16 protein-coding genes are annotated in these 19649 nt (G+C 73.8%); 9 read left to right on the top strand and 7 right to left on the bottom strand.

Features of this window, described 5'->3' with window-relative positions; all coding sequences use genetic code 11:
• Positions 1 to 433: 433 nt before the first annotated feature.
• Entirely contained in the window at positions 434 to 2842 is a 2409-nt protein-coding gene (locus E0L36_RS26045; RefSeq protein WP_219637117.1) for a terpene synthase family protein, read from the bottom strand.
• Between the two features lie 593 nt (positions 2843 to 3435).
• Positions 3436 to 4305 (bottom strand): winged helix-turn-helix transcriptional regulator, encoded by an 870-nt coding sequence (locus E0L36_RS28620; RefSeq protein WP_374705593.1) that lies wholly within the window; start codon positions 4303 to 4305, stop codon positions 3436 to 3438.
• Between the two features lie 87 nt (positions 4306 to 4392).
• Between E0L36_RS28620 and E0L36_RS26035 the strand changes: the two genes are divergently transcribed.
• Both E0L36_RS26035 and E0L36_RS26030 read left to right on the top strand, forming a co-directional pair.
• Entirely contained in the window at positions 4393 to 5628 is a 1236-nt protein-coding gene (locus E0L36_RS26035; protein WP_180931775.1) for a pyridoxal phosphate-dependent aminotransferase, read from the top strand.
• Positions 5629 to 5991: 363 nt separating this feature from the next.
• Complete coding sequence (locus tag E0L36_RS26030) at positions 5992 to 6579, top strand: ATP-binding protein (RefSeq protein WP_180931816.1); 588 nt, start codon at positions 5992 to 5994, stop codon at positions 6577 to 6579.
• Between the two features lie 870 nt (positions 6580 to 7449).
• Here the strand turns inward: E0L36_RS26030 and E0L36_RS26025 are convergent.
• Complete coding sequence (locus E0L36_RS26025) at positions 7450 to 8259, bottom strand: SigE family RNA polymerase sigma factor (RefSeq protein ID WP_180931774.1); 810 nt, start codon at positions 8257 to 8259, stop codon at positions 7450 to 7452.
• Between the two features lie 191 nt (positions 8260 to 8450).
• Here E0L36_RS26025 and afsQ1 point away from each other — a divergent pair, with 191 nt between their 5' ends.
• The 5 genes from afsQ1 to E0L36_RS26000 all read left to right on the top strand — a co-directional run bounded on the left by afsQ1 (position 8451) and on the right by E0L36_RS26000 (position 12639).
• Positions 8451 to 9128: a two-component system response regulator AfsQ1 gene (gene afsQ1 / locus E0L36_RS26020; protein WP_180931773.1), complete on the top strand. Its 678-nt coding sequence runs from the start codon at positions 8451 to 8453 to the stop codon at positions 9126 to 9128.
• An 88-nt stretch (positions 9129 to 9216) separates the two neighbouring features.
• On the top strand, positions 9217 to 10902 hold the full coding sequence (locus E0L36_RS26015) for a HAMP domain-containing sensor histidine kinase (protein ID WP_180931772.1): 1686 nt from the start codon (positions 9217 to 9219) through the stop codon (positions 10900 to 10902).
• The gene (locus tag E0L36_RS26010; protein WP_180931771.1) at positions 10899 to 11714 is read left to right on the top strand and encodes a hypothetical protein; all 816 of its coding nucleotides are present in this window, start codon (positions 10899 to 10901) and stop codon (positions 11712 to 11714) included. The genes E0L36_RS26015 and E0L36_RS26010 overlap by 4 nt, the downstream gene beginning before the upstream one ends.
• 67 nt (positions 11715 to 11781) lie before the next feature.
• A complete protein-coding gene (locus E0L36_RS26005) occupies positions 11782 to 12336 on the top strand; it encodes a VanZ family protein (protein WP_180931770.1) in 555 nt (184 codons plus the stop codon).
• Positions 12337 to 12435: 99 nt separating this feature from the next.
• A complete protein-coding gene (locus tag E0L36_RS26000; RefSeq protein WP_180931769.1) occupies positions 12436 to 12639 on the top strand; it encodes a PspC domain-containing protein in 204 nt (67 codons plus the stop codon).
• Positions 12640 to 12890: 251 nt separating this feature from the next.
• Here the strand turns inward: E0L36_RS26000 and E0L36_RS25995 are convergent, their stop codons facing one another.
• Together E0L36_RS25995 and E0L36_RS25990 are read right to left on the bottom strand one after the other, a co-directional pair.
• Entirely contained in the window at positions 12891 to 13289 is a 399-nt protein-coding gene (locus E0L36_RS25995; protein ID WP_180931768.1) for a hypothetical protein, read from the bottom strand.
• Positions 13290 to 13510: 221 nt separating this feature from the next.
• A complete protein-coding gene (locus tag E0L36_RS25990) occupies positions 13511 to 14641 on the bottom strand; it encodes an adenosine deaminase (protein ID WP_180931767.1) in 1131 nt (376 codons plus the stop codon).
• A gap of 227 nt (positions 14642 to 14868) precedes the next feature.
• Between E0L36_RS25990 and E0L36_RS25985 the strand changes: the two genes are divergently transcribed.
• Positions 14869 to 15801: an alpha/beta hydrolase gene (locus tag E0L36_RS25985; RefSeq protein ID WP_308416946.1), complete on the top strand. Its 933-nt coding sequence runs from the start codon at positions 14869 to 14871 to the stop codon at positions 15799 to 15801.
• A gap of 97 nt (positions 15802 to 15898) precedes the next feature.
• Here the strand turns inward: E0L36_RS25985 and E0L36_RS25980 are convergent, their stop codons facing one another.
• The gene (locus tag E0L36_RS25980) at positions 15899 to 16627 is read right to left on the bottom strand and encodes a hypothetical protein (RefSeq protein ID WP_180931766.1); all 729 of its coding nucleotides are present in this window, start codon (positions 16625 to 16627) and stop codon (positions 15899 to 15901) included.
• A 271-nt stretch (positions 16628 to 16898) separates the two neighbouring features.
• Positions 16899 to 17810 (bottom strand): LysR family transcriptional regulator, encoded by a 912-nt coding sequence (locus tag E0L36_RS25975; protein ID WP_180931765.1) that lies wholly within the window; start codon positions 17808 to 17810, stop codon positions 16899 to 16901.
• A gap of 288 nt (positions 17811 to 18098) precedes the next feature.
• Here E0L36_RS25975 and E0L36_RS25970 point away from each other — a divergent pair, with 288 nt between their 5' ends.
• Complete coding sequence (locus E0L36_RS25970; protein WP_180931764.1) at positions 18099 to 19604, top strand: MFS transporter; 1506 nt, start codon at positions 18099 to 18101, stop codon at positions 19602 to 19604.
• Positions 19605 to 19649: the final 45 nt, after the last annotated feature.

The raw sequence follows: 19649 nt of genomic DNA, 5'->3' as shown, positions 1-19649 counted from the left end.
AGGGGTGGCGCGAGCGGACGTTGAGACGCGACGGCCCCGGCGGGTCCTCCCCCGGGCCGCCCGGAGCGGTTCCGGCCGCTGGGCCGGGCCGCGCCCCGAGCCGCCACCCCCCACCGGAAGCCGGGTGCCCCGAGCGGGCGCCCGGCTTCCTCCCATTCCCGCTCCCCCGCCCCACCACTCGCCGGCTCGGCCCGTCCCGAGCCGAACCACCGCGCCGACGGGTAGCCGCGAGGCCGGATCACCGACCCGCCACGAGCCGAGCGAACCGAACCTCCGAGCCGCCCGAACCGCCGGGGCCGGACCGCTGGGGCCGGACCTCCGGGGCCGAGCACCCGCTGAGGTCCGGCGTTCGGGGCGGGGCCACGTTCAGGCAGGACCGCGTGGCCTCCGGCCCGATGTCCGGTGCCGAGGGCGGGAGTTCAGCGCCGCCCCGTCAGCCCCGGGGGCGTGCCAGCCGGGCGGCCGAGGTGCCCGGTCCGGTGGGCCCACCGAGCCAGGCCGCGAGCCGCCGCTCACCGGGCGCCGACGCTCCGGCGGACGGCGCCCCGCCGGGCTCCGCCTCCCCGGCGACCGCACCCGGGGACGCGGCGGACGGGAGGGGCCGGGCGGTCCCCCCGGCCTCCGGGGCCTCGGGGGACGCCGGGAGTGCGGGCGGTGTGGCCTGGTGGCGCAGCAGGTCCTCCTCGGTGTACCGGCGGCACTCGCGGTGCCAGACGAGGATGGCGGAGAGCCAGTTCTCCAGGTCCTTCACGTATCCCCGGAGCGCGCTCCGCGCCTCCTCGTCCAGCTCCAGGTCCTCGCAGAGCACCGGCAGTTCGTGTGCGGCGACGTGCTGGAACTGACTCATCCGTCCGGCCATCAGATCGCCCGTCATGGCGAGCGCGGTGGGGTAGTCACAGTCGAAGAAGTTCTGGACGACCAGGACGGCGTTGTGCACCTCCCCCTCGAACTCGATCTCCTTCTGGTACGAGAAGACGTCGTTGAGCAGCGCCGCGTAGTCGGCGGCGGCGTTCTCCAGCGACCGCACCGGGCCGCTGCGGTAGACCTCGGGCGAGAGGCGGCTGCCGTGCCGGAGACGGCACAGGCTCATGGTGAGGTCGGAGCCGAAGGTGAACCGCCGCATCTCCAGGTAGTCGACCGGGTCGGGGATCCGGTGCTGGGCCTGGTTGGCCAGCTCCCAGAGCCAGCTCTCCGTCATGCTCTCGATACTGGCCCGGAAGGCGCGGCGGGCCGGTGGCTCCATCGGCCCGGCGGTGCGCGTCCAGAGGTCGGCGAGGGAGCGCTCCAGCGCGTTCACCGGGGTGAGTTCGAACGTCCCGGGGGACTCCAGTGGCATGAAGGTGGCCAGCCGCTCGGTGCACACCTTCGCGCCCACGAGGTCGCGGGGCCGGCCGAAGACGACCGGGTAGTAGTCGTCCCCGTAGGTCCCCCAGGCGAGCCAGGCCGAGGCGAGGTCGAGTTCCTCGGGGGTGGCCGTGGGGTGCAGCCCGGCGGCGCACAGCGGCAGGTCGTAGTCGATGATCCGCTCCTCGTCCCACACGTGGGAGGCGGGAACTCCGGGCTGCGGCGCGAGGATGCCCATCCGGTGCGCCCAGCTGACGACCGCACGCCGCGCCCCCTCCAGGTGCGGGCTGCGCCCGGGGGTGAACGGCATGTCGAGCGGGGGCAGTTGGGACGGGCCGACGGGCTGGTGCGGGACGTGCCGGAAGCGGCGGGACCGCGCGGTCTCCGCCCGGGGCGTGGTCAGCCGGAGGGCGGCGGCCGAGCTGCCGAGCCCGGTGGGGCCGCGCAGCCCGGGGTGGCGCGGCACCGCGGTGGGGACGGGGGCGTCGCGCGCCGCGCCCTCGTTCATGTACCGGCTGGAGCGCAGGTGCCACTCGTGGCCGCCGGACTGCCAGTCCTGAAGGCCCTTCACGTAGTTGAGGACGTCCGCGGCGGCCGGGGGTGGGGTGCCCCGCTCGGTGAAGAGCGGGCCCAGTTCGGTGAGCGCGGTGTGCTCGAACTGCTGGACACGTGAGGTCAGCAGGTCGTTCACGGCCTCCGCCGACTCCTGTGTGGAGCAGCCCAGGAAGTGTTCCAACACCAGTACGCCGTTGCTGAGTTCGCCCTCCTCGGCGGTCTCCCGCTGGTAGGAGAAGAGGTCGTTCCGCAGGTGGACGGCGTCCGAGAAGGCGTCCCGCAGGACCCGCAGCGGCCGGGACTCGGCCAGCTCGGCGGGGACCTCGGCGTGCGCGGCGAACTCCACCAGCCCGGCGGACCAGGGGGCGCCGCCCACCTTGCGGCGCATCTCGATGTACTCGACCGGGTTCGGGACGCGCCCGGCGTTGATGTTGGACAGCTCCCAGAGGGACTCGTTGAGCAGGTTCTCGGTGCTCTCCGCGAAACGGGCCCGCCACTGCGCGGACATCGCCGGGACGGTACGGGCCCACAGGTCCGCGAGCCCGGCCTCCACCGGGTTGCGCGGCTCGGGCGTCCCGGCCTCCGGGTCCAGCGGCATGAAGGCGGGCAGCCGGTCCAGGTAGGCCTTGCCGCCCGCACGGTCGTTGGTCCGCTTGAACAGCTCCAGGAAGTGGTCGTCGAAGAAGAAGACCCAGACGTACCAGTCGGTCACCAGGTCCAGGTCCGGGCCGGTCGCGTCCGGGTGGGTGTAGGCGCAGAGCAGTGCGTAGTCGTGCGCCTCAAGGTCGGCCTCCTCCCAGACTCCCGAGCCCTCCAGCATGCCCATGCCGCGGGCCCACTCCCTGGTGTGGGCGCGGGCCCGGTCGAGGTGTGGATTGAGCCGCGCGGGATAGGGCGTGTAGAACTCCGGCAACCGGAACGGCTGGCTGGCGGGCAACGACATGCAACGCTCCTCGGCGATCGCTGAACTCCCCTTCGACGGGACGGTGTTGCTCCCTCTCGGCAGGGCGGTGGGTGGCGGATGACGGGTGCCGTTGACCGGCGGACGGTACGTCCCCGTCGTCCGGTCGCCCCCAAGGGGCGCACATCGCCCCGGGCGAGCCCGAGCCCTTCCGGGGAACTCCACACCTTCGGGTGAACACCGGCGCCTCACGGGTTTGCCCCCGCGCTTCCCTTCACATCCGGGCCGTCCGCTCACACCGGCACCCCCTCACGCCCCGGGCGCCCCGCGTCCGGGACCACAGGCCCGACGGCCAACTCCGCCCGCCCGCCGGGTCCACCGACGCATTACCCCACGTCCACCGCATCCACCACCCCTTCCGCACCACCGACCGCACCCGGTCCGCCCCACCCGCACCACCGCGACCACCCGTTCCCCGTCCGACCCGCACCACAGGCCGCCCGCGGCACACACCACCCGCACCGCGAACCGACCCCACGTCGCGAACCGGCCCCACCGCGCGGAGGAGTTCCGCCCCGGACCGGTCGCCGCCACTCCGGGCCCCGCGCCTCAACCTTCCGCCCGGAGGCGGGCGTTCAGGCCCCCGCTATCGCGGTGCCCTCCCGCTCCCCGGAGCCGTCCGGCCCTCCGGGGGCGCGGACGCCGGTGCGCAGCGCCCGGGCCACCGGCCCCGCGCCGTGCACCCGGATCGCGCCCTCCGCAACGGCCTCGGCCAGGGACAGCTCGCCCGCGAACACCGCGGCGCTCACCGCGGCGGACAACTCCAGCCCGGCGTCCGGCCGTTCGGCCGGACCCTCGCCGTAGACCGGGCCGCCGCCGGGGCCGAGCCGCACATGGCAGACGCCCTCCGGGACCCGCAACTCGACCACGTACTCACCGGGTTGTGGGGAGTAACGGGGCCACGGACCCTCCTCGACGCCCGCCGCTCCGGTTTCTCCGGGCTCCGCTGGCCCGGTTCCGGTGGTCCCCGCGGCCCCGGCGACCCTGGCTGCCCCGGCGGTGGACTCCGAAGCGGCACCCGCCACCCGGTCGAGCTCCGCGCCGAGCACGGTCTCCAGCATCCCGCGCAGCGGTATCGCCAGCCAGTGCGCCCGCACCGCGTCCGTGGGCCGCCGCTCGGCCAGCTCCGGGGCGCCCCACTCGCCGAGCGCCACCAGCACCGGCAACAACGCCCGGCCGCGCTCGGTCAGTTCGTAGAGGTGGGCCGGGCCGGTGCGGGCGGCGCGACGGCGGACGGTGACCCCGGCGCGCTCCATGTCCTTCAGCCGGGCGGCGAGCACGTCGGTGCTCACCCCGGGCAGGTCGGCGTGCAGGTCGGTGTAGCGCCGGGGCCCGGCGAGGAGCTCCCGGACGATCAGCAGCGTCCAGCGGTCCCCGATGTGGTCGAGGGCGCGCGAGATGGGACAGAACTGGTCGTATCGACGGCGGGCGCGGATCGGCGGCATGCGGGACAGTCTAAGCAATCACTTGGACTTTCCAAGCTCCCACTTGGTATAACCAAGTCCGGTCATCTGGCAGGAGGCGGGCAGCACATGGAGTTCCGGCAGTCGAGCAAGCTCAGCGAGGTCTGTTACGAGATCCGCGGTCCGGTGATCGAGCAGGCGGACGCGCTGGAGGAGGCCGGTCACAGCGTCCTGCGGCTCAACACGGGCAATCCGGCGCTCTTCGGCTTCGAGGCGCCCGAGCACATCCTCCAGGACATGATCCGGATGCTGCCCCACGCGCACGGCTACACCGAGTCCCGCGGCATACTCTCCGCGCGCGCCGCCGTGGCGGCGCACTACCGCGAGCGGGGGCTGACCGAGGCCGGTCCTGGCGACGTCTTCCTGGGCAACGGCGTCTCGGAGCTGGTCTCCATGGCCGTCCAGGCCCTGGTCGACGACGGCGACGAGGTCCTCATCCCCGCACCCGACTTCCCGCTGTGGACGGCCGTCACCACCATGGCGGGCGGAACCCCCGTCCACTACCTGTGCGACGAGTCCTCCGACTGGCTGCCCGACCTGGAGGACATGGCGGCGAAGATCACCGACCGCACCAAGGCGGTCGTGATCATCAACCCGAACAACCCGACCGGCGCCGTCTATCCGCGCGAGATTCTGGAGGGCATCCTGGATCTGGCCCGGCGCCACCACCTGATGGTCTTCTCCGACGAGATCTACGACCAGATCCTGTACGACGACGCGGTGCACCACCACACCGCCTCGCTCGCCCCCGACCTGGTCTGCCTCACCTTCAGCGGGCTCTCCAAGGCGTACCGGGTGGCGGGGTTCCGCAGCGGCTGGCTACTGGTCTCCGGACCCCGGCAGCACGCCCGGGACTACCTGGAGGGACTGAGCATGCTCGCCTCCATGCGGCTCTGCCCCAACGCCCCCGCGCAGTACGCGATCGAGGCCGCGCTCAGCCATCCCGCGGGCGAGGGCGACGTACGCGCCCGCGGTGTCGAGGAGCTGGTGCTCCCCGGCGGCAGACTCCGTGAACAGCGGGACCGCGCCTGGGAGAAGCTCAACGAGATCCCCGGCGTCTCCTGCGTCAAACCCCGGGGCGCGCTCTACGCCTTCCCCCGGCTGGACCCGGCCATCCACCGGATCGAGGACGACGAGCGGTTCGTGCTGGACCTGCTGCTCCGCGAGAAGATCCAGGTAGTCCAGGGCACCGGCTTCAGCTGGCCGAGCCCCGACCACTTCCGCATTCTCACCCTCCCGCACGCCGACGACCTCGACGCGGCGATCAGCCGCATCGGCCGCTTTCTGGAGGGCTACCGCCAGTAGCCCTCCCCGGTCCCTCGAGTCCGGACCCTCCTCCGTGGCCCCGGCCGGGCGGAGCGCGACCCGGGCGTCCCGCTCCGCACCCGGGTGCGGAACGCGGCCGACCCCGCCGGTTCCGTGGGACGAAAGCGTTCGACCGCGTTCCGTCGCCGTCCCAGGGTCCGGAGCGATGGCCGACAATGGTCTCTCGTGACCGACTCCACCCGCCACACTCCATCCGCCGATCCGCTGGCCCAGGCAGCTCAGGAGCACCCCGAAGGCGTCCCCGAGTCCGCCGCCTCCCGCGCCCGCCCCACCTCCTCCGGGCGTCCGGCACCGGACAGCGCTCCGTGGGACCCGGCCGGATCGCCCAGCCCCGAGGGCCCGCTGATATCCCGGGTCGTGCTGCTCACCGGCCCCTCCGGCTCCGGCAAGACCCGGCTGGCCGCCCGAACGGGACTGCCGGTGCTGCGACTTGACGACTTCTACAAGGAGGGTGACGACCCGACGCTCCCTCCGTTGACCGACGCCAGCGGGGTGGACTGGGACTCCCCGCACTCCTGGAACGCGGACGCCGCCGTCGCCGCCGTACGCGCGCTCTGCGCCGAAGGGCACACCTCGGTCCCGGTGTACGACATCTCACTCAGTGCCCGCGTCGGGGAGGACGCCCTGTCGCTGGAGGGGGCGCCGCTGTTCGTCGCGGAGGGCATCTTCGCCGCCGAGATCGCGGAGCGCTGCCGGGCCCTCGGACTGCTCGCGGACGCGATCTGCCTGCGCGGCAGCCCCTTCACCACGTTCCGGCGGCGGCTGCTGCGCGATGTGCGGGAGTCCAGGAAGCCGGTGCCGTTCCTGATGCGGCGCGGCTGGCGGCTGATGCGCGCGGAGGGGGCGATCGTCAGCCGGCACACCCGGCTCGGCGCCGTGCCCTGCACCCGGGATGAGGCCCGGCGGCGGATCACCGCCCTCCACGGCTGACCCGGGTCCCGGCGCGCGCCCGCTCCGGCCCGCCCCGGGCCGGGCGCGCACCCCGGGCCGACCCTCCCGGCGCGCGGTGACGGCGGCCACGGCGCCCGGAGCGCGGGCGCGTCGGGGCACGCCGCCCAGAGGGTCACGCCCCCGCACCCCACCACCACGGTTCCGGCCCCACCGGCGCACCCCGGAGCGCCGGAGCCTCCGGGCGCCCACGGTCACGATTCGCGGAACTCGGTCCAGCCCACGCCCCCGGGGTCCCGACGACCGTATCGGGGGGACCGGCGGCGGCGCCCGGGACTCCGCGCCCGACGAACCGGGGGGGGAACTCGCCGGGGAAAGCGGAGAGAGGCAGAGAAGGCGGGGAAAGGCAGGGGGGATGGCAGAGGAACGCCGGGCGGGGCTCGGGACGGCCAGGAGATCCCGGACGACCGGCACGCAGCTGAACGCTCCGGGAGCCACCGAACCCGGGAAGGAGTCCCGGAGGGGAGCCCGAGGGGAAGCCGGCAATCAACCGCCGGGGAGCCCCTGGACGAGTGCGACTGGACGACTGCGGCCGGGCCCCCGGGCGCCGTTCCCGGGTGGAAGGCGCTGACGCGCGGGAAGAGCGGGTCCGACCAGACCCCCCGGCCGGTCGAACCCGCTCTTCACACCCCAGGTCCCCCCGGACCCAGGGCTCCCCCCGATATCCCCCGATTTCCCCCTGATCCCCCCGTTTTCCGTATCCCCCGTGGTTCCCCCCTCGCGCCGGACCCGGTCCCTCCCGGGTCCCGGGCTTCACCGGGCCCCCCGACCCGGCTGTGAAACCCGCCCCCCGGCGCCGCCGCCGGTCACCCGGCGGCTCGATCCCCCGTCTCCCCCGTGGTTCCCCCGGTCTCAGGCGACCAGCTCGCCGAAGGACTCCTCCTCGTCCCGGCCGAAGCTGAGCGCCTCGTCCTCGCGCAGCCGGCGCAGCGAGCGCCAGATGCTGCTCTTCACCGTGCCGACGCTGATGTTCAGGATGTCGGCGATCTCCGGGTCGGTGTGACCCTCGTAGTACCGGAGCACCAGCATGGTGCGCTGGGTCTCGGGCAGCCGGGCGAGGGCCTGCCAGAGCACGGCCCGCAGCTCGGTGCCGCGCATCGCGTCCTGCTCGCCCGCCGTCTCCGGCAGCTCCTCGGTCGGGTACTCGTTCAGCTTCCGCCGGCGCCAGGCGCTGATGTGCAGGTTTGTCATGGTCCGGCGGAGGTAGCCGCCGACGGCGGCCTTGTCGCTGATCCGGTCCCAGGCCCGGTAGGTGGAGAACAGCGCGCTCTGGAGCAGGTCCTCCGCCTCGTGCCGGTCGCCGGTCAGGTGGTAGGCGGTGGCGTACAGGGAGGCGCGGCGCTCACGCACGTAGTCGGTGAACGCCAGCTCGGCGTCCTCGACCTGCCCGGGCCGGGCGTTCGCGGTGCGGTCGCGCCGCTCCCCCGAGCCTTCCCCGTACTGGTTGTCCCCCCGCTCATCCCCCGCGGTGTCCCCCGTGGTGGCCTCCCCCCGGAGGCCCTCCACCGCGGTGATGTGCGGTGGACGCTGACGCCCGGTGCCGCGAGCGCACCCCCGCCCGCTCACGGCACCGGATTTTTCCGCGGACCGGGACGGAACCATCGGAGCGCACAGACGCGTGTGAAGTACTGCGCTGTTGGTGGTGCCATGCAGTGCGTGCATCTCGCGCCCCCTCGGAGAACATCCCGGTCGCTTGCTTGATGAGCTACACACTGCCGGGCCAGTTTCATCGCCAGGTCCCCCGACTGTCACAGCGGTGTCACAAGCGAGTCGATCTTCGGCGCGGCCCCTGGGAAGTGCTCTTGTGACCCACCGCTCGAAGTGTGGGGGGGCCATGGGCCAGAATGGCGCGTGTGCCTTTCCTGTTGCTGATCGAGGACGATGACGCTGTCCGTACGGCCCTTGAGATGGGGCTGACCCGTCAGGGCCACCGCGTGGCGACCGCCGCGTCCGGCGAGGACGGCCTCAAACTGCTGCGCGAGCAGCGGCCGGACCTGATCGTGCTGGACGTGATGTTGCCCGGCATTGACGGCTTCGAGGTATGCCGCCGGATACGCCGGACCGACCAGCTGCCGATCATCCTGCTCACCGCGCGCAGCGATGACATCGACGTGGTGGTCGGGCTGGAGTCCGGAGCTGACGACTACGTCGTCAAGCCCGTACAGGGCCGGGTGCTCGACGCCCGGATCCGGGCGGTGATGCGCCGCGGTGAGCGGGAGTCGAGCGATTCGGCGACCTTCGGCTCACTGGTGATCGACCGCTCGGCGATGACGGTCACGAAGAACGGTGAGGATCTGCAACTGACGCCGACCGAACTGCGTCTGCTACTGGAGCTGAGCAGGCGACCCGGCCAGGCGCTGTCCCGGCAGCAACTGCTGCGGTTGGTGTGGGAGCACGACTACCTCGGTGACTCCCGCCTGGTGGACGCCTGCGTGCAGCGGCTGCGCGCGAAGGTCGAGGACGTGCCCTCGTCGCCGACGCTGATCCGCACGGTGCGCGGGGTGGGATACCGGCTGGACACCCCTCAGTGAGTGATGTCCGCCCAGCCTCCGGTCACCACCCAGCTCCGACACCCGCGGCACGGCGCGGTTCGGGCGGAGCGCCGAACGGAAGTAGACAGTGAGCGACGCCCCACCCCGGCCGCGCCGCGCGGAACGGATCCGCGGCTGGCTCGCCGGTGTCCTGCCCACTCTGCGGCTCCGGCTGGTCGTGGTCTTCGCCCTGGTGGCACTGACGGCCGCGGTGTCCGCCTCCGGTATCGCGTACTGGCTGAACCGCGACGCGGTGCTGACCAGGGCGCAGAACGCCGCGCTCAAGGACTTCCGGCAGTCGATGGAGGACAACGTCGGGAACCTGCCGCGGACCGTCGACTGCCAGCAACTGCGCAGCGCCGCGGGCAAGATGGCCCGCAGCGCCCAGAACTACGAGGTGCTGCTGCTCCCCGGGACCCGGGACGGCGGGCGGTGTGTGGCCGCCTCGAACCGGGACGACTTCGCCCCGGGCGACGTACCGGAGTCGCTGCGGACGGCGGTGGGCAAGAAGCGCACGGTGGACTCGTCCAACCGTCACCCGTACCACCTGTACTGGCAGCGGATCACGAAGAACGGGGAGCCGTATCTCGTCGGCGGGGCGAAGGTGATCGGTGAGGGGTCGACCCCGACCGGTTACATGCTGAAGTCGCTCAAGTCCGAGCGGGACGATCTGACCTCGCTGGCCTGGTCGCTGGGCATCGCCACCGGGCTCGCACTGATCGGCGCGATGCTGCTGGCCCAGGCCGCGGCGACCACGGTGCTGCGCCCGGTGCGGCGGCTGAGTGACGCGGCGACGCGGCTCGGCGAGGGGAAGCTGGACACCCGTCTGAAGGTCTCCGGAACGGACGAACTGGCGGAGCTGTCCCGGACGTTCAACGAGACGGCGGAGGCGCTGGAGAGCCGGGTCGCGGATCTGAGCGCCCGGGAGGCGTCCAGCCGCCGCTTCGTCGCGGACATGTCGCACGAGTTGCGCACCCCGATGACGGCGATCTCGGCCGTGACGGAGGTCCTGGAGGAGGAGCAGGAGAACCTCGACCCCATGATCGCCCCGGCCGTTCAGCTGGTGGTCAGCGAGACCCGGCGACTGAACGACCTGGTGGAGAACCTGATGGAGGTCACCCGCTTCGACGCGGGCACCGCCCGGCTCGTCCAGGACGACGTGGACGTGGCGGACCAGGTGACCGCCTGTATCGACGCCCGGGCCTGGCTGGACGCGGTGGAGGTGGACGCCGACCGGGGCATCATGGCCCGGCTCGACCCGCGGCGGCTGGACGTGATCCTCGCCAACCTGATCGGCAACGCCCTGAAGCACGGCGGCTCACCCGTCAAGGTCTCCGTCCGGACGGACGATGGCGAGCTGGTGATCGAGGTCGCGGACCGGGGGCCCGGTATCCCGGCCGAGGTGCTGCCGCACGTGTTCGACCGTTTCTACAAGGCCAGCGCCTCCCGCCCGCGTTCGGACGGCAGCGGGCTCGGCCTCTCCATCGCCATGGAGAACGCGCACATCCACGGCGGCGTGATCACCGCCCGGAACGCCCCCGCGGACGCGGGCGGCGCGGTGTTCACCCTGCGCCTGCCGCTCGACGCGGGCGACTCCGCCAGCTCGGACGGCTCGCCGGAGGGGGACGGCGGGCCGGAGGCCGAACCGGGACCCGCGCGGGGCCCGTCCGAGGCGGGTGACGCCCCCGACGCGGGCGGGCCGGGCAGGCGAGCGGACTCCGAGGACGGAACCCCCCGGGACGGAACCCCCCGGGACGGAAAGGACGGGCGATGAGCCGTCGCAGAGCGCACGGGCCGCTCCTGGCGGTGGCCGTGTTCGGCACGCTGCTGGCGGGCTGCGGTATCCGGGCCACCTCGGTCCCGGTGGACGCGGGGGAGGCGCCCTCGCGGGTGGCCTGCGTCCGGCCGGACGACAGCGCGCCGGACGGACCCGGCGGCCGGGAGGACGACGGAGCCGCCCCGGAGCGTTCGGAGAGCGGCGAGGCGGAGACCGGAAAGAAGCCGTCGGACCGTCCGGGAGGGGCGAAGGGGTCCCAGCGGGACACCGCCCGGGTCTACCTGGTCTGCGGCGCCCGGGTCGCCCCTGTGGAGCGGACGGTGCCGGTGCCCGAGGGCCGCCCGGCTGCCGCCCGGCTGCCGATGGCCCGGAAACTGCTGGCGGAGCTGCGCAAGGAGCCGGAGTCCGGCGAGGGCCGGGCGGGCTTCGAGACGGCGGTCCCGGACGACCTGCGGGTGGAGGCGGGCGCCGCGGGCGATCCGAAGGAGGCCCTGCGGCTGAGCCAACCCCCGGGCGAACTGCGTAACTTCGCGCTCGCGCAGATCGTCTGCACCTTCGCGGATACCCCGGTGGGCGACGGCGACGGCGGAGTCACCCTCGGCGGTCCGCGCCCCGGCGGGTCCGCCGCCGCCACGGACGCCGACGAGCCGGGAGAACCGTCCGGCCCGGCGGCGGCCGCGGAGGACCGCGGCGAACGGACTGAGGGGAGCGAGCGCCGCGCCGCCACGGAGCCGCTGCGCCGTTACGAGTGCGGCGACGCGCTGCGTACCGAACCGGAGGCGGCCCGGACGGCGGGCACCGAGGTGTGAGTCGGTTCGCACACAACGCTACTCGCCAGTCGGAACCGCCGCGGCCCGTCCGGGCGTCCTCCTGGACGTGCAGCGCCATGGCCAAGGCGGCAGTGCCGTCCCTTCTCGACTCCGGGCCGCCGGAGTCGTCCTGCTCCTCGCGTACCTGTTGTTCGTCGGGTGGCTGATGCTGCGGCCCCTGTCCGTACCGTGGGTCGCGCCGGCGAATCTGCATCCGCTCGCCACCATCCGGGCGGACTTCGCGGCCGACGCGGGGGCGGGGTTCCAACGTGTCACCGGGGGGCTGCTGTTGCTGGCCCCGCTCGGGGTGCTGCTGCCGGTGGCCACCAACCAGCTGCACCGTCCGGCGCTCGGCACCGCGGTCCGCACTGTCTTCCTGGGGGCGCTGCTCGCCGCCACGGTCTCGCTGCTGCGGTCGGCCCTGCCCGGCCAGATGGTCAACGTGGACTCGGTGCTGCTGAACACAGCGGGGGTGGGGCTCACCCACGCGCTGTTCTGCCCACCACTGCGGCACTGGCTGCGGCGCGAGAGGCGGGAGCGCGCCCCGAAGGAGAGCCGCGGCGAGTCGGCCGCCACCTCGGGGTCGCCCCCGAGAACGGCCAGGGTCCGGATAGCACCGTAGGGCGATGTCCCGGGTGACCGCCGGTTCTAGCGTGTGGGTACCGGTTCACGGGTTCACCCGGCCGGAGACGGAGTCTCCCGAAAGCGAAGGACCATCCGGATGTCCACACTCTCCCGCCCCCGCGACAACCGCGTCATCGCCGGAGTCTGTGCCGGCCTCGCCCGGAGGTTCGGCACCACGCCCACCACGATGCGGCTGATCTTCGTCGCCTCCTGTCTGCTTCCGGGCCCGCAGTTCCTGATCTACCTCGCGCTGTGGATCATGCTGCCGAACGAGGGGCGGGAGCGGCGCACCGCCTGGTGACCGGCCGCCGTTCGCGGGCGGTCGCGGGCGGTCACCAGGCCGCCCCTGACCGACCCCGGGGCACCTCCCGGCCGGCGCCGACCGTCCCCGGCCGCCGCTGTCCGCCGCGCCGTGCGACGGTCCGAGCACCGTACGGACACGACGAGGCGGCGGCCACACGCGCTGTGTGACCGCCGCCTGGTGCCGGTTCCACCTCCGCGCCTCAGCGGGGCGCTCCGGCGGGGCCGGGTGCGGGCCTGCCGTGACCCGCGTCAGCGACCGCCGACGACCGGAAGGCCGCCCAGCAGCCCCTTCTTGGCGCCCTTCGGGGCCTGGCCCTCGGCGCCCTTCACGGACTTGTTGTGGTCGCCCTTGACCTGCTGACCGCCGTTCCCCGTCGGGGACTTCCGCTGCGGGGCGCTGGAGACCTTCCGGTCACCGCCCATCGCCTGGTGCGAGGCGTCCATGGACTGCTTGCCCGCGCTGAGGGACTCGTGCGCGCCGGGGAGGGTCTTGACGGTGTTCTCGACCGGGCCGCCGGGGCCGGTCAGCTTCCCCGCGGTGGTGGCCAGACCGGGCTGCGGGGCGGCGGAGGCGATGCCCGCTCCGGTCGCGGCGAGCGCGGCGCCCAGCGCGGCGACACCAAATGACTTCATCATTCCGTGTTTCATGTGTACGTCCTCGTGATGGTGGCTTCAGCAGCCCGGCGAACGTAACGATGAATTCCGCGCCATGGCAAACACCCCGGCCGGGGCACGGCAGTGCGTTTTCCCCCTCGCGGCCGACGCGTTGTGCGCTTTGCGGTGTCACACCGCCCGCTCCGGGGCTCGTTCGCACCGCGCTCTCGCCGCCGCCGACCGGGGAGAACTCCCCGGCGGCGGCTTTCCCGAGGTCAGGAGACCGAATCGCGGAACAGCCATTCGGATTTGAGTTCCGCGTATCCCGGCTTGATGACCTCGTTAATCATCGCGAGACGTTCATCGAAAGGAATGAACGAGGACTTCATGGCATTGACGGTGAACCACTGCATGTCGTCGAGCGTGTAGGAGAAGGTTTTCACCAGCTGCTCGAACTCGTGGCTCATGCTCGTGCCACTCATCAGCCGGTTGTCGGTGTTCACCGTCGCCCGGAAGTGCAGCTTCCGCAGCAGGCCGATGGGGTGCTCCGCGTAGGAGGTGGCCGCGCCCGTCTGGAGGTTGGACGTCGGGCACAGTTCGAGCGGGACGCGCTTGTCCCGCACGTACGAGGCGAGGCGGCCCAGGCGGACGGTGCCGTCCTCCGCGACCTCGATGTCGTCGATGATGCGCACGCCGTGGCCGAGCCGGTCGGCGCCGCACCACTGCAACGCCTGCCAGATGGACGGCAGTCCGAACGCCTCGCCGGCGTGGATGGTGAAGTGGTTGTTCTCCCGCTTCAGGTACTCGAAGGCGTCCAGGTGGCGGGTGGGCGGGTGCCCGGCCTCCGCCCCCGCGATGTCGAAGCCGACGACGCCCGCGTCCCGGTAGCCGTTTGCCAGCTCCGCGATCTCCAGGGCCCGCGCCGCGTGCCGCATCGCGGTGAGCAGCGCGCCGACGCGGATGCGGTGCCCGGCGGCGCGCGCCCGGCGCTCCCCCTCGCGGAACCCGTCGTTCACCGCCTCCACGACCTCCTCCAGGGTGAGGCCGCCCGCCAGGTGCTGCTCGGGCGCGAACCGCACCTCCGCGTAGACCACCCCGTCGGCGGCGAGATCCTCCGCGCACTCGGCGGCCACCCGCTCCAGCGCCTCCCGGGTCTGCATCACCCCGACGGTGTGCTGGAAGGTCTCCAGATAGCGCTCCAGCGAACCGGAGTCCGCCGCCTCCCTGAACCAGCGCTCCAGGCGGTCCACTTCGGTCTCCGGCAGGCCCGGATAGCCGCTCTCCAGAGCGAGTTCAGCGACGGTCTCCGGACGCACGCCGCCGTCGAGGTGATCGTGCAGCAACACCTTGGGAGCGCGGCGGATCTGTTCCGGGTTGGGGACGGTGTTCAGGCGTTCGCTCGTCATCTCGGTACTGTAGCCCCTACGCGCGTAGACAGCACGGCCCCGCACACCACGCGCTCACCCCGGCCACCCGGGTCCCGGCCGCCCCGCGCGAGCACGACCGGGCCCCGCGCGCACCGCCCGGATGACCCTGTGACGCTCCAACTCCCCCTGGTGGAACGGGTCTTCGATACGCAATGGTGACCGCGCGCCGCGCTCCCCCCGGGCGCGCCGTCTGTCATCGTGGCGCCATGGTTCAGCGAACGTTGCCGGAGGACGCGCCGAACGACCGGGACGGCACCCCCACGCCCGGCGGCCCGCGCCCCGCGCCCGGCGCCGACGGCGCGACGGTCCCTGAGCCCACCCGGTCCCCGGACGCCCCGGCGCCGGAGCCCTCGCCCGGGGAGCGCGGCGAGCCAGCGCCGGGCGGGCGAGCCCCCCGGCTGGGGCGGGCGCTGGGCTCCACCGCCTCCGCTCCGCACGCCGTGGTCCTCGTACTGGCCGGGGGCACCCCGCGCGGCAGCCGGCGGCGCGCCCCGGCGGCGCAGGCGCTGGCCTACTCCCTGGCGCGGCGGCTGGCGCACGGCACACGCGGCGAGACGCTGCGCACCCACACCGTGCACTACCGGCACAGCGGGTGGAACGGTGTGGCGGCGCATCCGGCGCAGGACGCGCGGTGGGCGGCCGACGAGGTGGTCCGCCGGTACGGGGACGTCGCGGTCTGCCTGGTCGGGATGGACGTGGGTGCCCGGGCCGCGCTGCGCGCCGCCGGGCACCCGGCGGTCAGCTCGGTGGTGGCGCTGGCGCCGTGGTTCCCGGAACCGGACTCGCCCGACGCCGACCCGGCGGAGGAACTACCGGACCCGGTCCATCAGTTGGCTGGCCGGCAGGTGCTGATCGTGCACGGCTCGGACGACCACCACACCGACCCAGACCTCTCGTTCCGGCTGGCCGAGCGGGCGCGGCGGACGACCTCGGCGGTGTGCCGCTTCGAGGTGCACACCGACGGCCACAGCCTCCGCCAGCACCACTCCGAAGTCACGGCTCTCACCCGGGACTTCGTTCTGGGCTCGCTCTGCGGGCGGGACTTCGCCCGGCCGGTCACCGACGCGTTCGCCGCACCACCACCCCTGGGCCTGCGGATGCCGCTGGCCGCCGGGTTCGGCCGCTCGCTGCGCCCCTGAGTCCACCCGGCTCCCTCGCCGCTCGACGGGAGCACGCGGTACGTGTCACCACATCGCGATACGCCGGGAGTTGGAGCGGGTCCGCGCTCGCCGCGGCTCAACGGGACCAGCTCGGGCAGTACTCCACGTGGAACTGCTCCCAGTCACTGTCCGGGCCGATCTCCTCGAAGTGGTAGAGGCAGCGGCAGACGTGGTAGTTGCAGCCGCCGGGGATGTAGTGCCGGGTGGCGACGTAGGGCGGACCGTCCCGGGTGACGGCGAAGAACTCCTTGGCAGCCTCCTGGAACCCCATCGGGCCGCTCGTCAGGAGCAGCGTCTCGGCGACGTGGTGCTGACGCAGCTGGTACCGGGGATCACCCTTCCGCCACGCCCAGTCGGGCGCCTCGGTGTCGAGCGCGAGATCGCCCAACGGCACGCGGGCGGTGCGCGGTTCACGCTCCACGTTGCCCGCGGTGATCCGCTCGCGCAGTCGCTTCCAGCGCGAGGCGCGGAACTGCTGGGCGCGGGGCACCAGTACGAGGTCGATCGGCCGCTCCCCCTCCCAGCCGACGTCCGGCGCCAACGGACTGCGGCGCAGCGGCAGATGGACCAGGGAACGCGGGGAGCGCGCGGCCAGCAGGAACAGGGTCCCGACGCGGCGGCCGTCCAGCCGGTCCACGTACATGTCGTAGCCCCGGCTGCCCCGGCTGGTGTCGTAGAGCGCGGCGTTGCGCGGTGGCGTCGCCGGGGTGAGCACCCGGTAGTCCACGCCGTCCAGTCGGGCTCTCCGTACCTCGATCTTCAACCGCAGGTCGTCGTGGGTGAGTTGGGCTCGTGGGGCGGCCATGCGTCTCCTGTTTCCCGGCTCCTCGCCGCGCGTGGTGGGTCCGCCCGGCGCCGGGTTCGGGTGGCCGCACCGGGGGTTCCGTATCCGGCGCCTCGGTCCGGCGGGGCCGTCCCGGCGTGGGCGCGCGGCCCGTACGGCGGCGGCGCTCCGGAGCGAGGCGACGGAGCGCCGATGGTGCCGCCTCCCGGCCCCCGGGCACCAGTGAATTCCCTTGCTGTGGAGAGGAGTTCGTGTTCCGGGGCCGGGTGCGGGGCGGGATGGGCGGCCGGGGTCAGCCGGTGAGCAGCCGGTCTCGGCGGCTGAGCAGGAAGCTCTTGAACGCGGCGACCGGCGCGGTGTCCGGGTGCCCGGCCAGCCAGGCGAGCCCGATCTCCCGGACGGCCCGCGGGACGACCGTCAACTCCCGTACGCCCGCGCGGGGGACGACGGGCGGCGGCAGCAGCGCCACCCCGAGTCCGGCGGCGACCAGTCCACGGATGGTCTCGGCCTCCTCGCCCTCGAAGGCGATACGCGGTCTGAACCCGGCCTCGGCGCAGAGGGTTTCGAGGATGCGGCGCATCCCGTACCCCGGTTCCAGGGTGACGAAGGGCTCGTCGGCCGCCTCGGCCAGCCGCACCCGCTTGCGGGACGCCAGCGGATGGTCGTCCGGCACCACGAGGCTCAGCCGCTGCTCGGCCAGCCGACTGGCCACCAGCCCGGGTTCGTCAGGGATGGGGGAGGTCAGGCAGAGGTCCAGCTCCCCGGCGCGGAGCCGGTCCAGCATCGCCTCGCCGTAGGTCTGGATGAGCGCGAAGCGGACCCGGGGGTGCTCGGCGCGGAAGACGCGGATCAGTTCGGGGACCGTCTCCCAGCCGAGGGTGTGCAGGAAGCCGAAGGCCACCTTCCCGGTGGCCGGGTCGGCGTCCGAGCGGACCGACTCCGCGGCCTGCTCGACGGCGGCGAGCGCCCGTTCCGCGTGCGTCAGGAAGGTACGCCCGGCGGGGGTGAGCGCGACGGTGCGCCCCCGCCGGGCGAAGAGCGCCACCCCGAGGTCGTTCTCCAGCCGGGTCAGGGCGCGGCTCACGGTGGACTGCGGGACGCCGAGTTCGGCGGCGGCCCGGGTGACGTGCTCGTGCCGGGCCACCGCGACGAACTGGGCGAGCCTCGGCGTCAACGCCCCGGCCCACACCGGGCGTTCGGCCATCCCCGGCGGTGGCGGGGTCCCGGGCGGCGGCGTCCGGGACGAGGCTCGGGCGGCGGGTGCGGGCCCGCCGCCCGACGGCGTCGCGCCAGCCCCGCCCGGCGTCGCGGCCGGGGGCGTCCGGGAGGCGGTGGAGCCCGGCGGACCCCCCGGGGACGTGCCGGTTTGGTCACGACGCGAATCTCGCTTGGCTGGCATACCCCGTCCTCGAACTGGGTTGATGCGGGAACGCATCGATTCTGACCGTTCCGTGCATTGGACGCATCAGCGTCGCGGCCCTACTTTCGCGATATGCCTGCCGATACCAAGGCGTCCACACGGCCCGTGGGCGCCGCCTCCGTCCCCTCCCACCTCTCCGGCACTCCGGCCCCCGGCACGCGCGCCGGGTTCGCCCGCCCCACCGGATCGCCCGATCCGTCCGGCGACACGGCGAACCCCCCGGCCCCCGGCCCGACCCCCTCCTCGGCGAACCCCGCGAACCCCACGAACCCCGAGATTCCGGCCAGCCCGCCGCGCCCCGGGGCGTCCCCCGCGAGTGCCAGCGCGCCCGTGCCGCCCGGCGCGGACGGGAAGCTCGGCCCGGGCGAACCGGGCTTCGGCCGGATGCGGCTGGCCCTCTTCGCCGCCGGTCTCTCCACCTTCACCCTGCTCTACTCCACCCAGGCGATGCTCCCGGAGATCTCCCGGGGGCTGGGCGCCACCCCGGGCGCCGCCAGCTGGACGGTCTCCGGCGCCACCATCGGGCTGGCGCTGGCCGTCATCCCGCTGAGCGCGCTCTCCGAGCGGTTCGGGCGCCGCCGCCTGCTCACCGTCTCCCTCGCGGTGGCGGTAGCGCTGGCGCTGCTCATCCCGCTCGCACCCGACCTCGGCACGCTGATCGCGCTGCGGACCGCGCAGGGGGCCGCCATCGCCGGGGTTCCGGCCTCCGCGATGGCCTACCTCGCCGACGAGGTGCGGGGCCGCCATCTGGTCTCGGCCGTCGGCCTGTTCGTCGCGGGCAACAGCGTCGGCGGGATGAGCGGGCGGATCCTGGCGGGCTGGGTGACCCAGCTCTGGGGCTGGCGGGCCGCCCTGCTCGCCGTCGCGTTGACCGCGCTGCTCTGCGCCGTGGCGTTCCGTCTGCTGGCGCCCGCGCCGCGGAACTTCCGCGCCACGGCGCTCAGCGCCCGTGGCACCGCCCGCACCGTGGCCGGGCATCTGTCCAACCCGCTGCTGCTGCGGCTGTACGTCATCGGCGCGCTGTTCATGACCGTCTTCGGCGCGGTCTACACGGTCGTCGGCTACCGGCTGACGAGCGAGCCGTTCGGCCTCTCCCAGGGCCTCGCCGGATCGATCTTCGCGATCTACCTCGTCGGGACGTTCGTCTCCACGGCGGCCGGGCGGCTGCACGCCCGGCTGGGCCGCCGTGGCGTGCTCTACCTCGGGATCGGCACCGTCTCCGGCGGGCTGCTGCTGAGCCTCGCCGACCACCTGCTCGCGGTGATCGGGGGCCTGGTCCTCATCACGGCCGGGTTCTTCGCCGGGCACTGCGTGGCCTCCGGCGCGGTCAGCGGCACCGCGCGGGAGGGCAGGGCCCAGGCGTCCGGCCTCTACCAGATGGCGTACTACACCGGCAGTTCGCTGGGCGGCGCGCTGGGCGCCCTGGCCTTCGCCGGAGCGGGCTGGGCCGCGACGGTGGGGCTGGCGCTCGCGGCGATGGTGCTCGCCGGGGGCGTGACGCTGTACGCGACACGTCAAGCGGCCACCGCCCGCCCCCGGACCTCACCGGCGGCGGCCCCCACCCCCGCCCGCGGCTGACCCCCCGCCCCACGGGCTCGTGGGGCGGGGGCGGGCCGGGGGTGG

Origin of the sequence: Streptomyces sp. AJS327 (assembly GCF_013450295.1) — a bacterium.
Taxonomy (GTDB): Bacteria; Actinomycetota; Actinomycetes; order Streptomycetales; family Streptomycetaceae; genus Streptomyces.
Note: the sequence above shows the minus strand (reverse complement) of the source record. Positions and strands in the feature narration are given on the sequence as shown.

What these genes read in the sequence shown, in the direction of transcription:
- E0L36_RS25975 (WP_180931765.1), bottom strand. Translation starts at nt 17,810, where the DNA reads ATGGCCGAACGCCCGGTGTGGGCCGGGGCGTTGACGCCGAGGCTCGCC.
- E0L36_RS25995 (WP_180931768.1), bottom strand. Translation starts at nt 13,289, where the DNA reads ATGAAACACGGAATGATGAAGTCATTTGGTGTCGCCGCGCTGGGCGCC.
- E0L36_RS28620 (WP_374705593.1), bottom strand. Translation starts at nt 4,305, where the DNA reads ATGCCGCCGATCCGCGCCCGCCGTCGATACGACCAGTTCTGTCCCATC.
- E0L36_RS26010 (WP_180931771.1), top strand. Translation starts at nt 10,899, where the DNA reads ATGAGCCGTCGCAGAGCGCACGGGCCGCTCCTGGCGGTGGCCGTGTTC.
- E0L36_RS25970 (WP_180931764.1), top strand. Translation starts at nt 18,099, where the DNA reads ATGCCTGCCGATACCAAGGCGTCCACACGGCCCGTGGGCGCCGCCTCC.
- E0L36_RS25985 (WP_308416946.1), top strand. Translation starts at nt 14,869, where the DNA reads ATGGTTCAGCGAACGTTGCCGGAGGACGCGCCGAACGACCGGGACGGC.
- E0L36_RS25980 (WP_180931766.1), bottom strand. Translation starts at nt 16,627, where the DNA reads ATGGCCGCCCCACGAGCCCAACTCACCCACGACGACCTGCGGTTGAAG.
- E0L36_RS25990 (WP_180931767.1), bottom strand. Translation starts at nt 14,641, where the DNA reads ATGACGAGCGAACGCCTGAACACCGTCCCCAACCCGGAACAGATCCGC.
- E0L36_RS26025 (WP_180931774.1), bottom strand. Translation starts at nt 8,259, where the DNA reads ATGCACGCACTGCATGGCACCACCAACAGCGCAGTACTTCACACGCGT.
- E0L36_RS26000 (WP_180931769.1), top strand. Translation starts at nt 12,436, where the DNA reads ATGTCCACACTCTCCCGCCCCCGCGACAACCGCGTCATCGCCGGAGTC.
- E0L36_RS26035 (WP_180931775.1), top strand. Translation starts at nt 4,393, where the DNA reads ATGGAGTTCCGGCAGTCGAGCAAGCTCAGCGAGGTCTGTTACGAGATC.
- E0L36_RS26045 (WP_219637117.1), bottom strand. Translation starts at nt 2,842, where the DNA reads ATGTCGTTGCCCGCCAGCCAGCCGTTCCGGTTGCCGGAGTTCTACACG.